Origin of the sequence: Streptomyces sp. NPDC058653 (assembly GCF_042716895.1) — a bacterium.
Lineage (GTDB): Bacteria > Actinomycetota > Actinomycetes > Streptomycetales > Streptomycetaceae > Streptomyces.
Genome location: NZ_JBHXRM010000048.1, coordinates 1 through 16395, shown reverse-complemented (window position 1 = coordinate 16395; position 16395 = coordinate 1). Strand labels below are relative to the sequence as shown.

Annotated in this window: 7 protein-coding genes and 1 tRNA gene; 1 reads left to right on the top strand and 7 read right to left on the bottom strand. The window is 69.4% G+C overall.

Annotation, left to right across the window (positions count from 1 at the left end):
- Positions 1 to 36 precede the first annotated feature (36 nt).
- The 6 genes from pgsA to ACFWU9_RS30585 all read right to left on the bottom strand — a co-directional run bounded on the left by pgsA (position 37) and on the right by ACFWU9_RS30585 (position 13161).
- On the bottom strand, positions 37 to 702 hold the full coding sequence (gene pgsA, locus ACFWU9_RS30610; RefSeq protein WP_384324197.1) for a CDP-diacylglycerol--glycerol-3-phosphate 3-phosphatidyltransferase: 666 nt from the start codon (positions 700 to 702) through the stop codon (positions 37 to 39).
- Positions 699 to 2285 (bottom strand): 30S ribosomal protein S12 methylthiotransferase RimO, encoded by a 1587-nt coding sequence (rimO, locus tag ACFWU9_RS30605; protein ID WP_384324195.1) that lies wholly within the window; start codon positions 2283 to 2285, stop codon positions 699 to 701. The genes pgsA and rimO overlap by 4 nt, the downstream gene beginning before the upstream one ends.
- Before the next feature lie 174 nt (positions 2286 to 2459).
- The gene (locus ACFWU9_RS30600; protein ID WP_384324259.1) at positions 2460 to 3314 is read right to left on the bottom strand and encodes a helix-turn-helix domain-containing protein; all 855 of its coding nucleotides are present in this window, start codon (positions 3312 to 3314) and stop codon (positions 2460 to 2462) included.
- A 209-nt stretch (positions 3315 to 3523) separates the two neighbouring features.
- A complete protein-coding gene (locus ACFWU9_RS30595; RefSeq protein ID WP_384324193.1) occupies positions 3524 to 6451 on the bottom strand; it encodes a DNA translocase FtsK in 2928 nt (975 codons plus the stop codon).
- 215 nt (positions 6452 to 6666) lie between these two features.
- Complete coding sequence (locus ACFWU9_RS30590; RefSeq protein WP_356592002.1) at positions 6667 to 7332, bottom strand: response regulator; 666 nt, start codon at positions 7330 to 7332, stop codon at positions 6667 to 6669.
- Positions 7333 to 7611: 279 nt separating this feature from the next.
- Complete coding sequence (locus ACFWU9_RS30585) at positions 7612 to 13161, bottom strand: HAMP domain-containing protein (protein WP_384324191.1); 5550 nt, start codon at positions 13159 to 13161, stop codon at positions 7612 to 7614.
- Between the two features lie 280 nt (positions 13162 to 13441).
- Between ACFWU9_RS30585 and ACFWU9_RS30580 the strand changes: the two genes are divergently transcribed.
- A complete protein-coding gene (locus ACFWU9_RS30580) occupies positions 13442 to 16093 on the top strand; it encodes a SpoIIE family protein phosphatase (RefSeq protein ID WP_384324189.1) in 2652 nt (883 codons plus the stop codon).
- Positions 16094 to 16161: 68 nt separating this feature from the next.
- On the opposite strand, the gene ACFWU9_RS30575 is transcribed toward ACFWU9_RS30580, so the two are convergent.
- Positions 16162 to 16237: transfer RNA gene (locus ACFWU9_RS30575), tRNA-Thr, on the bottom strand.
- Between the last annotated feature and the right edge of the window lie 158 nt (positions 16238 to 16395).

Sequence of the window (16395 nt, the reverse complement as noted above, 5' to 3'; positions counted from 1 at the left end):
GAACGTCGCCGGCCGCCGCATCCTTCCCCGCGGCCGTCACGGTGCGCTCCCCGCCCGGTCACGCTCCGCGGCCAGCCCCGCCCTGCGCAGGACGACCGCCTGGCGTACGTAGTCCAGGCCGGTCACCACGGTCAGCACGACCGCGACCCCCATCACCCAGAACCGCAGCGTCGCGAGCGGCCCCGTCAGCGCCAGCACGTACATGCCGACCGCCGTCCCCTGCGCGAGCGTCTTCATCTTGCCGCCGCGGCTGGCCGGAATGACCCCGTGCCGGATCACCCAGAAACGCATCAGCGTGATCCCGAGCTCACGGAAGAGGATGACCCCGGTCACCCACCACGGCAGGTCCCCGAGGACGGAGAGGCTGATCAGCCCCGCCGCCATGATCGCCTTGTCGGCGATCGGGTCGGCGATCTTCCCGAAGTCGGTGACCAGGTTGTACGTACGGGCCAGATGCCCGTCGAAGATGTCGGTGATCATGGCCACGGCGAACGCGGCCCACGCCCAGGCGCGCCAGGCCGGGTCGTACCCGCCGTCCTGGAGCAGCAGCGCCACGAAGGCCGGTACGAGCACCAGCCGCATCATGGTGAGGATGTTGGCGATGTTCCACACGCTGGCCTGATTGACGGCCGCAGCCCCCAGCTTGCCACCGGGCGCCGGCCTACCCTGGCCGCCCTCGGCCGATGCCGGGACTCCGGTCATCTGGCTGCCTCCTCGACGGGGCTCCGGGGCTCGTCCCCGGTGAAGCCGCAGTACTCGGCCACCAGGTCGACACCCTGCGTACCGACCACCTTCGCCTCGACCATACGACCGGGACGCAGCCCCTCGCCCGATGTGAAGATCACCTGGCCGTCGGTCTCGGGCGCCTGGTGTGCCGCCCGGCCCACCGCGGCCTCGTCGGCGTCGTCCTCGGACTCCAGGGACTCCACGAGCACCGTCAGGGTCTCGCCCAGGCGCTCCTCGGCCCGTTGCGCCGTCAGTTCGTCGGCCAGCCGCGACAGATGCGCCAGCCGCTCGGCCACGACGTCCTCGTCCAGCTTGTGCTCGTACGTCGCCGCCTCGGTGCCGTCCTCGTCCGAGTAGCCGAACACACCGATGGCGTCGAGCCGCGCGCTCGTGAGGAAGCGTTCCAGCTCGGCGAAGTCGGCCTCCGTCTCACCGGGGAAGCCCACGATGAAGTTGGAGCGCACACCGGCCTGGGGGGCCTTGCCCCGGATCGTCTCCAGCAGTTCGAGGAAGCGGTCGGTGTCCCCGAAGCGGCGCATCGCGCGTAGCACGGACGGGGCGGAGTGCTGGAAGGACAGATCGAAGTACGGGGCGACGCCCGGCGTCGACGTCAGTACGTCGATGAGCCCGGGGCGCATCTCGGCGGGCTGGAGATAGCTGACCCGGACGCGCTCGATCCCGTCGACCGCGGCAAGTTCGGGCAGCAGCGTCTCCAGGAGGCGGATGTCGCCGAGGTCCTTGCCGTAGGAGGTGTTGTTCTCGGAGACGAGCATGACCTCCTTCACGCCCTGCTCGGCAAGCCAGCGTGTCTCGCCCAGCACGTCGGAGGGACGGCGCGAGATGAAGGAGCCCCGGAAGGAGGGGATGGCGCAGAAGGTGCAGCGCCGGTCGCAGCCGGAGGCGAGCTTCACGGAGGCGACGGGGCTGTTGTCGAGACGCCGGCGCAGGGGGGCGCGCGGACCGGACGCGGGCGCCACTCCCCGCGGCAGATCCGCGGGGGCGGGAATGACGTCCTCTGTAGAAGACGGCCCGGAGTGAGAGTCCTCCGTGGGAGAGTCCGCCGACGAAGAGTGCGCGGACGCGGCGTCGGAACCGTGTCCGGGCAGGGCCACACCGGTGGCGCCCTGTCTGTCCGCGGGGCTGAGGGGGAGCAGCTTGCGCCGGTCGCGGGGCGTGTGCGAGGCGTGGATACCGCCGTTGAGGATGGTCTGCAGGCGGTCGGAGATGTCCGCGTAGTCGTCGAACCCGAGCACGCCGTCGGCCTCGGGGAGCGATTCCGCGAGTTCCTTGCCGTAGCGCTCGGCCATGCATCCGACGGCGACGACGGCCTGCGTTCTGCCGTGATCCTTGAGATCGTTGGCTTCCAGCAGGGCGTCGACGGAGTCCTTCTTGGCGGCTTCGACGAACCCACAGGTGTTGACGACGGCGACGTCCGCGTCGGCGGCTTCCTCGACGAGCTCCCAGCCGTCCGCTGCCAAGCGGCCTGCAAGCTCCTCCGAGTCCACCTCGTTACGGGCGCAGCCGAGCGTGACAAGGGCGACGGTACGGCGTTCGGGCATGGGCTCAAGACTACTTTGTCCTGGCCGCCCTCCCGCCGTGCAGGGCGCTCCCGCCGGTCGGGTGACGACCGGCCGCTCGCCGGACGGCTCCAGCACACCGTCCGGCACCACTCCCCGACACCGCCGACGCCTCGGGTTCCGCCCTGCGGACGGGCCCTCGGCGCCGGCTCCGTATCAGCCCGCCTCGGGGTCACCCTTCGTGTACGAAGGCCGCTCCACCTGGCCGGGCTCGAAGTCCTCGTCGACCTGCTTGCCGTTGACGAAGATGTCGATCACTCCGGCGTTGCCGAGGATGAAGTCGATCTGCTCGTCGTCCTGGAAGGTCTTCGACTCCCCCTTCAGAAGCAGTCCGTCGAAGATCAGTTCACCGTTGGGGGACTTGGCCGAGATCCAGCTCTTGTCCTCGACGGCGGAGAGCTTGACGGTCACCTTGTCGGCCGGGGCCGCGGCGATGGCGCTGTCCGAGGGGTCGGGCTTGGGGTCGGCGGGCTTCGAGGCGCTCGGCTCGGAGGTGGTCTTCTCCGGCGCCGGACCCTCGGCGACCTGCTTGCCCCCTCCCTCGTCGTCACCACCGCTGAACATGGTGAAGCCGACGAAGCCGATCACCGCGACGATCGCGGCGACCATGGCCGCGGTCCAGTTGGGACGGCGACGCTCGGGGCGGATCCGTTCGGCCTCGAACAGCGGGGCCGCGGGCGTCGGCGACGGGCGCCCGCCGTGCTCGGAGTCGTACTGCGTGACGAGAGGTTCGGGATCGATGCCGACGACACGCGCGATCATGCGGATATGGCCGCGGGCGTAGACGTCGCCGCCACTGCGCGAGAAGTCGTCCTGTTCGATCGATTGCACGATGGGCACGCGCACCCGGGTGGCGGCGCTGACGTCCTCGAGCGTCAGACCTGCGGCGGAGCGTGCTTGCTGGAGGACGTGGCCGACCGAAGGCTTGTCCTCTTCGGGGGCGGGCCGCTCGTCCTCATCGGGTTCGACGGCGGAAGGCTGGTCGTCTTCGGGGGAGTTGCCGATGGACACGGGAGTGCCTTTCGAGCGTGTAGCCACCTGCTGGATGTTCAGTCTATGGGTGGTACGAAAGGGTGGGGCAACCGGGCGGATGGACTCTTTACGCCATCAGAATGGCCGGACGGCGTGTCGGCGGGACACAGCGTGTCTCCTCCTCCACGTTGACGCGCGACCGGGGGAAAGAGTTGCCCCGGGTATCCGTCGGATCGCCTCAGGTTCCGTCAATTTCCGTCAGCTCCTTCGGGAGCGGGCACACCGCGGATCACAGCGAGCACTCCGTCCAGCTCGTCTGCCTTCACCAGCACATCACGCGCCTTGGAACCCTCGCTCGGACCGACGATGTTCCGTGATTCCATCAGGTCCATAAGTCTGCCCGCTTTGGCGAAACCCACGCGCAACTTCCGTTGAAGCATGGATGTCGAGCCGAACTGGGTGGAGACCACCAACTCGGCCGCCTGGCACAGCAGATCGAGATCGTCGCCGATGTCCTCGTCGATCTCTTTCTTCTTGGCCGTGCCGACGACGACGTCCTCCCTGAAGACCGGCGCCATCTGGTCCTTGCAGTGCTGGACGACGGCCGCGACCTCCTCCTCCGTGACGAAGGCGCCCTGCATACGGGTCGGCTTGCTCGCCCCCATGGGGAGGAAGAGCCCGTCGCCCTTGCCGATCAGCTTCTCGGCGCCGGCCTGGTCGAGGATGACCCGGCTGTCGGCGAGCGAGGAGGTCGCGAAGGCGAGCCGGGAGGGCACGTTCGCCTTGATCAGACCGGTGACGACGTCGACCGACGGGCGCTGGGTGGCGAGCACGAGGTGGATGCCGGCGGCGCGGGCCAACTGGGTGATGCGCACGATCGCGTCCTCGACGTCGCGCGGCGCGACCATCATCAGGTCGGCCAGCTCGTCCACGATCACCAGCAGATACGGGTAGGGCGTCAGCTCGCGCTCGCTGCCCTCGGGGGCCTTGACCTTGCCGGTGCGTACGGCCTGGTTGAAGTCGTCGATGTGGCGGTAGCCGTACGCCGCCAGGTCGTCGTAGCGCAGGTCCATCTCCCGCACGACCCACTGGAGCGCCTCGGCGGCCCGCTTGGGGTTGGTGATGATGGGGGTGATCAGATGCGGGATGCCCTCGTACGCCGTGAGCTCGACCCGCTTGGGGTCGACGAGGACCATCCGGACGTCCTCGGGGGTCGCCCTGACCATCACCGAGGTGATCAGACAGTTGATGCAGGAGGACTTGCCGGATCCGGTGGCGCCGGCGACGAGCAGGTGCGGCATCTTGGCGAGGTTGGCCATCTCGTAGCCGCCCTCGACGTTCTTGCCGAGCGCCACCAGCATCGGGTGGTCGTCCTCGGCGGCGTCGGCGAGCCGCAGGACGTCGCCGAGCACCACCATCTCCCGGTCGGAGTTCGGGATCTCGATTCCCACGGCGGACTTGCCGGGGATGGGGCTGATGATGCGGACGTCGGGGCTGGCGACGGCGTACGCGATGTTCTTGGTGAGCGCGGTGATGCGCTCGACCTTCACGGCGGGGCCGAGCTGCACCTCGTAGCGGGTGACGGTGGGCCCCCGGGTGAAACCGGTGACGGTGGCGTCGACCTTGAACTCCATGAAGACGTTGGTCAGCGAGTCGACGACCGCGTCGTTGGCGGCGCTGCGGGTCTTGCCGGGGCCGCCGCGCTCCAGCAGGTCCAGCGACGGCAGGGAGTAGGTGATGTCGCCGGAGAGCTGGAGCTGCTCGGCGCGCGGGGGCAGCGGGCGGTCCTGGGCGGGCGGCGGCTTGGTCAGATCGGCGACGGCGCCGGACGGCGACCGCGCGGCGGCGGTGCCGTGCGGCTCGGACTCACGCGCCGACGGTACGGAGCGCTCCCCCGAGCCTGATCTCGACCCGGAACCCGATCCCGACGCCGGCCCCGATCCGGCTCCGGCGCCCGACCTGCCGCCGGACGCGCCGCGCGTGCGCTCCCCCGGCCGCGCCCTCGCCGCGTCCCGTGTCCGGTCGGCCGAGACGCCCTGGGTGAGGTCGGCGACGATCGGCGAGGGCGGCATCCCGTTGAGTACGGCTCCGTCCAGCGCGGCGGCAGCGGCGGCGGCCACGTCGACGGCGTCCATGGGCCGGTCGTGGCCGGGCTGCACCGACCGCCTGCGTGGCCGCCGGCGGCCTGCCAGTGCCTCCACCTCGGCCTCGTCGGGGTCGTGGTCGGCGGGCGCCGCGCCGCGCCGTGAGGACGAGCGGCGCGTCCGCGCGGGCAGGGCCTCACGCCACTGGTCGTCGTACCGCTCGTCGTCGCTCTCGTACTCCCGCCCCCCCTCCTCGTCGTCCTCGCCGTCCGAGACCGGGTCGAGGATGCCGAGGCGGACCGCGAGCTGTCGCAGCCGCTGCGGAATGGCGTTGACGGGTGTGGCCGTGACGACGAGCAGCCCGAAGACGGTGAGCAGGACCAGCAGCGGTACGGCGAGGACCTCGCCCATGGCGAAGATCAGCGGTTTCGACGCGGCCCAGCCGATGAGCCCGCCGGCGTCCTGCATGGCTTCGGTGCCCGCGTCCCTGCCCGGGGAGCCGCAAGCGATGTGGACGAGCCCGAGGACGCCGATCACCAGCGCCGAGAGGCCGATGACGATGCGGCCGTTGGCCTCGGGCCGCTGCGGATAGAGGATGAGCCGTACGGCGATGACGGCCAGCAGTATCGGGACGAGCAGGTCGAGCCGCCCGAAGGCGCCGGTGATGAGCATCTCGACGAGATCGCCGACCGGACCCCGCAGATTGGACCACGTACCGGCGGCGACGATGAGGGCGAGGGCGAGCAGCAGAAGAGCGCTGCCGTCCTTGCGGTGCGCCGGGTCGAGCCCTTTCGCGCCCCGCCCTATGCCGCGGAACATGGCGCCGACCGCGTGCGCGGCCCCCAGCCAGACGAGGCGTACGAGACGGTAGACGCCGTTCGTCGGCGAGGGCGCGGGCTTGGGTGCCGGTTTGGCAGCGGACTTCTTCGCGGCGGCCTTCTTGGCCGGTGCCTTCTTCGTGGGCGCTGTCTTCTTCGCCGCGCTCTTGGCGGCGGGGGCCGCCTTCTTCGCGGCACCGCTCGCACGCCCGGCACGCGGTTTCGCGGTGCCCGCCGCGCCCTGGGAACCCTTGCCGGACGTACGTGAGGCCATGGGGGTGAGGTTACCGGTGTGAACGTCGGTGGACACGTGTGCCTACCGCTTCACCCGATCGTGTCGCCCGGCATGGGCGCGAAACTGACGCGCCGTCAGAGTTCACCGCCGGCGTTACGGGAACAGGCGGGCTCAGGCGGAACCGGCGGTCGGCAAGAGACCTTCCCGACGGATACGGGCCGCCCACGGGCCTGTTGGAGCCCGGGGCGCGCCCGTCAGTTCGGAGAGGGAAGCGGAGAGCCGCCTCCGCTGCCCGGTTCCAGGGCGTCCAGCGCCCGGCGGAGCCCGGTCAGTTTGCGCTCCAGATGTGCGGCGGTGGCGACGGCCGCCGCGTCCGCGGACTCGTCGTCCAGCTGCTTGGAGAGCGCTTCGGCCTGCTCCTCGACAGCGGCGAGCCGCGCCGACAGCTCTGCCAGGAGACCGGCGGGTTCCTTGACCTCGCCCGCTCCGGCCAGTTGCAGTCTGAGCAGCTCGGCCTGCTCCTTCAACTGACAGTTCTTCATGTACAGCTCGACGAAGACCGAGACCTTCGCGCGCAGCACCCAGGGGTCGAACGGCTTGGAGATGTAGTCCACCGCGCCCGCGGCGTATCCCCGGAAGGTGTGGTGCGGACCGTGGTTGATGGCCGTGAGGAAGATGATCGGGATGTCCCGTGTCCGCTCACGCCTCTTGATGTGCGCGGCGGTCTCGAAACCGTCCATCCCCGGCATCTGGACGTCCAGCAGAATGACCGCGAAGTCGTCCGTCAGCAGCGCCTTGAGCGCTTCCTCCCCTGACGATGCCCGCACCAGCGTCTGATCGAGCGCGGAGAGGATGGCCTCCAGCGCCAGCAGATTCTCCGGCCGGTCATCGACCAGGAGGATCTTGGCCTTCTGCACCATGGCCCGCCCTCCTCGCCCCGGCTGTGCACCGGGCGCCGCCCCAGGGGACGACTCCCTTACGCCGTCCGTCCTTGTGCCGGTCATGGTAGCCGCACCCCGCCTATCGCCACACCCTGTCACCGCGATGTCACTGTGCACGTAGCAAAAACGTCACAGGAGCTCGGAAAGTTCCCCGATTACTTGTGCCTCACACGTGTTCAACCGCAGGAACTCGTCTTCCGCCACAGGTTCGCACAGCCGTCGCTCACTTCTGAAGCCGCCTCCGCCGTCACTTCCGTGTCACTTCTGATGCATCCACTGCTCCATCACTGACAGAAGATGATCGGGATCGACCGGCTTTGTCACATAGTCAGACGCACCGGAGTCGATCGCCTTCTCTCTGTCGCCCTTCATCGCCTTCGCGGTGAGCGCGATGATCGGCAGCCCGGCGAACTGCGGCATCCTGCGGATCGCGGTCGTCGTCGCGTATCCGTCCATCTCCGGCATCATGATGTCCATCAGAACCAGCGTCACATCGTCGTGCTGCTCCAGCACCTCGATGCCCTCACGCCCGTTCTCGGCGTAGAGCACCGACAGGCCGTGCTGTTCGAGGACGCTCGTCAGCGCGAAGACGTTGCGGATGTCGTCGTCCACGATCAGCACCTTCTCGCCGCCGAAGGAGAACGTACGCCGCTCCTCCGGTGCCTCCGGCGACTCCGCCGTCCAGGGCTCCTCGGTCCCCGAACCACCCGACATCCGCGAGCCGTTGGCCGCCCCCGCCGGACCGCTCCCGTTCCCCGGCATACCGGCGGACGGCCCCGCGGGCCGCGGGGACAGCGAGTTCAGCTGGTCGGGACCGCTCAGGGCCTTGCGACGGCGCCGGAAGAGCGTGGCGGGCCCCGTACGGGTCTCCGTCGGCGCGGCGGGCCGGTCCCGCCGCGTCTGCTCCGCCGACAGCCCCGCCGCGCCGCCGTTGGCACGCCCCGGCTCGATGCCCGGGGTCAGCTGCGGGAAGCCCTGCGGAGGCAGTTCGCTGGCGTGCAGCGGCAGATAGAGCGTGAACGTCGAGCCACGGCCCGGCTCGCTCGCCGCGTGGATCTCGCCACCCAGCAGCCGGGCGATCTCCCGGCTGATGGACAGGCCCAGCCCCGTACCTCCGTACTTACGGCTCGTCGTACCGTCCGCCTGCTTGAACGCCTCGAAGATCACCCGCATCTTGCTCGCCGCGATCCCGATCCCGGTGTCGGTGACCGAGAAGGCGATCAGATCGGCGTCCGCGTCACGCAGCGAACCCGCCTCCAGGAGCTGCTCCCTGATCGCGTTGGGCACATCAGCCCCGGCCGGCCGGATCACCAGCTCCACAGCGCCCGTGTCGGTGAACTTCACCGCGTTGGACAGCAGATTGCGCAGCACCTGGAGCAGCCGCTGCTCGTCGGTGTGGAGCGTCGCCGGCAGCTCCGGGGAGACCCTTACCGAGAAGTCGAGCCCCTTCTCCGCCGTCAGCGGACGGAACGTCGCCTCGACGTAGTCCACGAGCTGTACGAGCGCGATGCGCGTGGGGCTGACGTCCATCTTGCCCGCCTCGACCTTCGACAGGTCGAGGATGTCGTTGATGAGCTGGAGCAGGTCGGAGCCCGCACCGTGGATCGTCTCGGCGAACTCCACCTGCTTCGGCGAGAGATTCATCTCCGCGTTGTCCGCGAGCAGCTTCGCCAGGATGAGCAGCGAGTTCAGCGGCGTACGCAGCTCGTGCGACATGTTCGCCAGGAACTCGGACTTGTAGCGCATCGACACCGCGAGCTGCTCGGCGCGCTCCTCCAGCACCTGCCGCGCCTCTTCGATCTCGGTGTTCTTCACCTCGATGTCACGGTTCTGACGCGCCAGCAGCTCCGCCTTCTCCTCCAGCTCGGCGTTGGAGGACTGAAGGGCCTTCTGCCGGTTCTCCAGCTCCGCCGAGCGCTCCCGCAGCTGCTCCGTCAGCTCCTGCGACTGCTTGAGGAGCACCTCGGTCTTGGTGTTGACGCTGATCGTGTTGACGCTCGTGGCGATCATCTCGGCGATCTGGTTGAGGAAGTCGCGCTGGATCTGGGTGAAGGGCTGGAACGACGCCAGCTCGATCACACCGAGGACCTTGCCCTCGAAGAGCACCGGCAGCACGATCACATACGCCGGGGACGCCTCGCCGAGCCCCGAGGAGATCTTCAGATAACCCGGCGGCACATTGACCTGGATCGTGCGCTTCTCCTCGGCGGCCGTACCGATGAGCGTCTCACCGGGCCGGAAGGACGTCGGCATCGAGCCCGCCGAGTAGCCGTAACTGCCCCGCATGCACAGCTCGTACGAGCCGTCCCGGCCTCCCGTCCCCAGCTCGGAGACGGTGCCCGTCGGCATCGCGAGGAAGAACGCGCCGTGCTGCGCCGACACCACCGGGGTGAGCTCGCTCATGATCAGCGAGGCGACGTCGTCCAGGTCGCGGCGGCCCTGCATCAGACCGGAGATACGGGCCAGGTTGCCCTTGAGCCAGTCCTGCTCCTCGTTGGCGAGGGTGGTGTCGCGCAGGTTGGCGATCATGGTGTTGATGTTGTCCTGGAGGACCTGGATCTCGCCCGCGGCGTCGACATCGATCTTGAGGTTCAGATCGCCGCGCGTCACCGCGGTGGCGACGGCGGCGATCGCCCGCACCTGACGGGTCAGGTTGCCGGCCATCTCGTTCACCGACTCGGTCAGGTCCCGCCAGGTGCCGTCGACGTCCCGGACCCGCGCCTGGCCGCCCAGCTGCCCGTCCGTGCCCACCTCACGGGCCACGCGTGTGACCTGCTCGGCGAACGAGGAGAGCTGGTCGACCATGGTGTTGATGGTGTTCTTCAGCTCCTGGATCTCACCGCGGGCGTCGATGTCGATCTTCTTGGTGAGATCACCCTTGGCGATGGCGGTGGTGACCGTGGCGATCTGGCGCACCTGACCGGTCAGGTTGGACGCCATCGAGTTCACCGACTCGGTGAGGTCCTTCCACGTACCGGAGACGCCCGGGACGCGCGCCTGGCCGCCCAACTCGCCCTCGGTGCCCACCTCGCGGGCCACCCTGGTCACCTCGTCCGCGAAGGACGAGAGCGTCGTCACCATGATGTTGACGGTGTCGGCCAGCTCGGCGACCTCACCGCGCGCCTCGACCGTGACCTTCTTCGTCAGGTCGCCGTTGGCGACGGCCGACGAGACCCGGGAGATGTTCCGCACCTGGCTGGTGAGGTTGTTGGCCATCGTGTTGACGTTGTCGCTGAGGTCCTTCCAGATGCCCGTGACGCCACGCACCCGGGCCTGGCCGCCGAGGATGCCCTCGGTGCCCACCTCACGGGCCACCCTGGTCACCTCGTCGGCGAAGTTCGACAGCTGGTCGACCATCGTGTTGACGGTCGTGACGAGGTCGAGGATCTCGCCCTTGGCGTCGACGGTGATCTTCTTCGACAGATCGCCCTTGGCGACCGCGGTCGTCACCTCGGCGATGTTGCGGACCTGGGAGGTCAGGTTGTTCGCCATGAAGTTGACGGACTGCGTGAGGTCCTTCCAGGTGCCGGAGACACCCTGCACCTCGGCCTGGCCGCCGAGCATGCCCTCCGTACCGACCTCGCGGGCGACCCGCGTCACCTGCTCCGCGAAGTTCGACAGCTGGTCGACCATCGTGTTGAGGGTGTTCTTCAGCTCCAGGATCTCGCCGCGCGCGTCGACATCGATCTTCTGCGACAGGTCACCGCGCGCCACCGCCGTGGCGACCTGGGCGATGTTGCGGACCTGGGAGGTCAGGTTCCCCGCCATGCCGTTCACGGAGTCGGTCAGATCGCGCCAGACACCGGCGACGCCGGGCACCTGGGCCTGACCGCCGAGCCTGCCGTCCGTGCCCACCTCGCGGGCGACGCGCGTCACCTGCTCGGCGAAGGCCGAGAGCTGGTCGACCATCGTGTTGATGGTGTTCTTCAGCTCCAGGATCTCGCCGCGCGCGTCCACGTCGATCTTCTGGGACAGGTCGCCGCGCGCGACGGCCGTGGTCACCTGGGCGATCTGGCGCACCTGGTCCGTCAGATTGCCGGCCATGAAGTTGACGGAGTCGGTCAGTTCCTTCCACGTACCGGAGACGCCGTCGACCCGGGCCTGGCCGCCCAGCCTGCCCTCCGTACCCACGTCACGCGCCATCCGCGTCACCTGGTCGGCGAACGACGACAGTTGCGCCACCATCGTGTTGACGGTGTTCTTCAGTTCGAGCATCTCGCCCGCGACGTCGACGGTGACCTTCTGGGAAAGATCGCCGTTCGCCACCGCCGTGGTCACCTGCGCGATGTCCCGCACCTGACCGGTGAGGTTACGGAACGCGGTGTTCACCGAATCGGTGAGGTCCTTCCACGTACCGGCGGCGCCCGGGACCTCCGCCTGGCCGCCCAGTTGACCCTCGACACCGACCTCGCGGGCGACCCGCGTCACCTCGGAGCCGAACGAGTTGAGCTGCCGCACCATCGTGTTGACGGTGTTCTTCAGTTCGAGCATCTCGCCGGCCACGTCGACGGTGACCTTCTGGGAGAGGTCACCGTTGGCGACCGCAGTCGTCACCTGCGCGATGTCCCGGACCTGGGTCGTCAGATTGCGGAAGACGGTGTTGACGGAGTCCGTCAGGTCCTTCCAGGTGCCCGCGGCGCCCGGCACCTGCGCCTGGCCGCCCAGCACACCGGAGCCGCCGACCTCGCTCGCCACCCGCGTCACCTCGTCGGCGAACGTACGGAGCGTCTCGGTCATCTGGTTGATCGTCTCGGCGAGCTGCGCGACCTCTCCGCGCGCGCTCACGGTCACCTTCTGGGAGAGATCGCCGTTCGCGACGGCGGTGGTGACCTCCGCGATACCGCGCACCTGGCTGGTCAGGTTGCCGGCCATCGTGTTCACCGAGTCGGTGAGGTCCTTCCACACACCGGCGACACCGGGCACGGTGGCCTGGCCCCCGAGCTCGCCCTCGGTGCCGACCTCGCGGGCCACCCGCGTGACCTCCGAGGAGAAGGACGACAGCTGGTCCACCATCGTGTTCACGGTGTTCTTCAGCTGAAGCATCTCGCCGGCCACATGCACGGTCACCTTGCGCGACAGATCGCCCTTGGCGACGGCCGTGGTGACGAGAGCAATGTCACGTACCTGAGCCGTGAGCCGGTACGCCATCGTGTTGACGGAGTCCGTGAGGTCCTTCCACGAACCCGACATTCCACGCACTTTGGCCTGGCCGCCGAGCTTGCCCTCCGTACCGACCTCGAGCGCCACGCGCGTCACCTCGTCGGTGAACGCGGACAGCTGGTCGACCAGGTTGTTGACGGTCCTCGCGACCTTCAGGAACTCGCCGCGCAGCGGGCGCTCCGTCCCCGCCGACCCCTCGGCGAAGTGCGAACGCAGCTCCATCCGCTGCTCCAGGTCACCCTCGGCGACCGCCGACAGCACCCGGCCCACCTCGGACACGGGACGCGCCAGGTCGTCCACCAGCGCGTTCGACGCGTCGATGGCCGCGGCCCAGGACCCCTCGCAGGCGCCCGTCTCCAGCCGCTCCGTGAGCTTTCCCTCGCGGCCCACCATGCGCCGGACCCGGGCCAGCTCGCCCGTGAGGTGCAGGTTCCGGTCCGCCACCTCGTTGAACACGGCGGCGATCTCCGCCATGACATCGTCACCGGAGACGGTCAGGCGCTTGCGGAAATTGCCGTCCCGCATCGCCACCAGGGCCGTCAGCAGTCTGTTCAGAGCCGCCGCATCGACCTCGGTGGCCCCGTTGTTCCGGGACCGTCCGCCCTTCGCGCGCGTGCTGTTGCCACGCGCCGCCACGCCAGACTCCACCGTGTCCCTCCCGCGGGGGTTGACCGTACTGCTCAGAAGTTACTCAGACTGTCTCTGGAATCCTGCCCAGTGTTTCACCACGGCTGAACCTGGCGATAACAGTTCGGCAGCTTCGCATAGCGTCCCCACCCCCGGTAGGCGGAAACAGTGGCGACCGGCATCCGCCCTCGCAGCGAAGGTAAGTAACCTGGCATCCGGCTGTCCAACCGTCCCCGTCTGCCCGGCGGGGGCGGCGTGGCGAACGTACTACCACCGGGCACCGGGAGGGCGGGGCCGCATCATGGCAGAGCCGGGCGTCGAGACGCGTACGAGGAGTTCTGTGATCACCGCGCGGGCGGCAGCCAGCTTCGACCCTGTCGGGCGGTCCGTCGCGACCGCCCGCGCCTTCGTCCGCGACACGCTCCAGGGCTGGGGCTACTCCGATGTCGTCGACGACGCCGTGGTCCTCACCAGCGAACTCGTCACCAATGCCGTGATCCACGCCGGCACGTCGGCGGACGTGCTCTGCCTCCGTACGGAGGACGGCGTCCGCGTCGAGGTCTCCGACCGCTATCCCGAACGTGAGATCCCCATGCAGGGCACGGGGCTGTCGCTGGGCAGCCCCGACCGGGAGAACGGCCGCGGGCTGCTCCTCTGCGCGGCGCTGGCCTCCCGCTGGGGCGTCGACTACACACCGACGCACAAGCAGGTCTGGTTCCAGCTCGACCTGCCCGACCGCCCCGTGGGCGCCCGGTCCGCCGGCCCCGTCATTCCGAACGCGCTCCTCCCCGTCACCGACGAACGCGTCAGGGTCGCCGTCGTCCAGATCGACCGGTCCGGTTCGATCTCGACGTGGAACGAGGACGCCGAGCACCTCTTCGGCTACCCGGCCGACCAGGTCACCGGCAAGCCCCTGACGGACTTCGCCGCCTGGCCCCACACACCGGGCATCGGCACCGGCATCGTCGAGGCGCTGCTGCTGTCGCGCTGGGAGGGCAGCTACGGGATCCGGGGCAGCGACGGCCGGGTCATCCCCGTGTACGCCTCCCACCTCCGCGTACGCGACACCAACGGCGAGCCGTCCACCGTCTGCCTTCTCGTACGCGACGACGAACGCGCCGTGATCCAGACCCCGCAGCGCGCCCCCGTGACCGAGGCCGGCGCCGAGAGCCGCACCGTGGACCCCTTCGAGGTCTTCATCGGCTCCCCGGCCCCCGAGGACCTCGACGGACTGCTCCAGCGCACCGTGGAACGCGCCCGCGACATGCTCGAAGGCGACTCCGCGTTCCTGCTGCTCGCCACCGACGACGAGACGGAGCTGGAGGTACGGGCCACGACCGGCCTGCCCTCGGCCCGGCAGCGCTTCGCCCGCGTCCCGGTGGAGGCGGGCACGGGGCGGTACGGCTCCGCGCGCATGCCCGCCGTCCACGAGGACCTGGCCATCGTCCCCGGCGCGGTCCCGCTGCTCAACGGCACCGGCATGCGCTCGGTCGTGACCGTTCCGCTCAAGGTCGAGGGCCGGCTCACCGGCTCGCTCGGCGTCGCCGCCGAATCGGCGGGCCGGTACTCCAACGAGGAGGCGCTGCGCCTCCAGTTCGCCGCCGACCGCATCGCGCTGGCCGTCGAATCGGCCCGTCTCGGCGAGCTCGAACGTCTGCGGCGCGGCTCGCTCTCCTTCCTCGTCGAAGCCTCCGACCTGCTGGCCGGCACTCTCGACCGGGACCAGACGCTCGCGCTGATGGCCCAGATGACGGTGCCGACGCTCGCCACCTGGTGCGCCGTCTACACGATCGCCGACCAGGCCTCGGACCCGTACCTCTCCTACGTGCTGCACGAGGACGAGGAGCGCATCGACGGCCTCAAGGCCCTCCTCTCCAAGATCGATCCGCCCGACCCGGTCCCGACCCCGGGCGCCCGCGTCTGGACCGGCCCGGCGGACGCCGCGCACCAGGCCGCGCTCCGTACGTCCATGAGGGAGCTGGGAGGGGCCTCCACGCCCGTCTCCTCCGGGATCGGCACCACGCTTGCCACGGCCGCCGCGGTGGGCGGAGAGACCGTCGTGCTGCCTCTCGTCGCCCGCAACCGTGTGATCGGGATGCTCACCCTCGGCAAACCGTCGGACGACCATTTCCGCCAGGAGATCCTGGAACTGGCCGAGGACCTGTCCCGCCGTGCGGCGCTCGCCCTCGACAACGCGCGCCTCTACTCGGAGCGCATGGCGATCAGTCAGTCCCTCCAGCGCAGCCTGCTGCCGCCGGAACTGCCTCAGGTGCCCAACGTCGAGGTCGAGGTCATCTACCGCGCCGCGGGCGAGGGCAACGAGGTGGGTGGCGACTTCTACGACCTCTTCCCGATCCGCGACGGCGCGTACGGCTTCGCGATCGGCGACGTGTGCGGCACGGGCCCGGAAGCGGCGGCGGTGACGGGCCTCGCCCGGCACGCGCTCCGTCTCCTCGCCCGCGAGGGCTTCAGCGGCCCGGCGGTACTGGAGCGCCTGAACGCGGCGATTCTCGACGAGGGCGCCCGCAGCCGCTTCCTGACGCTGCTCTACGGGGAGTTGTGGCCCCAGAAGGACGGCAGCGCGGTCCTCAAATTCGTCTGCGCCGGACATCCGCTCCCGTTGCGTCTGCGTCAGGACGGCTCGGTGGAGGCCGCGGCGGACCCGCAGCCGCTGCTCGGCGTCATGGAGGACCTGGAGCTGTACGAGCAGACGGTCACCCTCGAACCGGGCGACGTCCTCCTCTGCGTCACCGACGGCGTCACCGAACGCCGGGAGGGGACAAGGATGTTGGGCGACGACGGCCTTGTCGACGTACTGACGGGCTGTACGGGCCTCACGGCCGGGGCGGTGGCCTCGCGGGTGCTGCGAGCGGTGGAGAGGTTCGCCGCGGAGCCGGCGTCGGACGACATGGCGATCCTGGCGATGCGTGTGCCGGAGCCCCAGAAGAGCTGACGGCGGCAGACGAACTGACGGACAAACGAAGAAGGGCCCCGCCATCAGGCGGGGCCCTTCTCTTGTGCTGGAGCCCCAATACGGAATCGAACCGTAGACCTTCTCCTTACCATGGAGACGCTCTACCGACTGAGCTATTGGGGCGCGGCAACGAGAGAAATCATACCCGATGCGGCGGGCGCTGAAAACCTCGACATAGTTGCCATAAACGCGAAAATGCCCCGCACCTGAAGGTGCGGGGCATCCCCACAAAAATTGTTCGGCGGCGTCCTACTCTCCCACAGGGTCCCCCCTGCAGTACC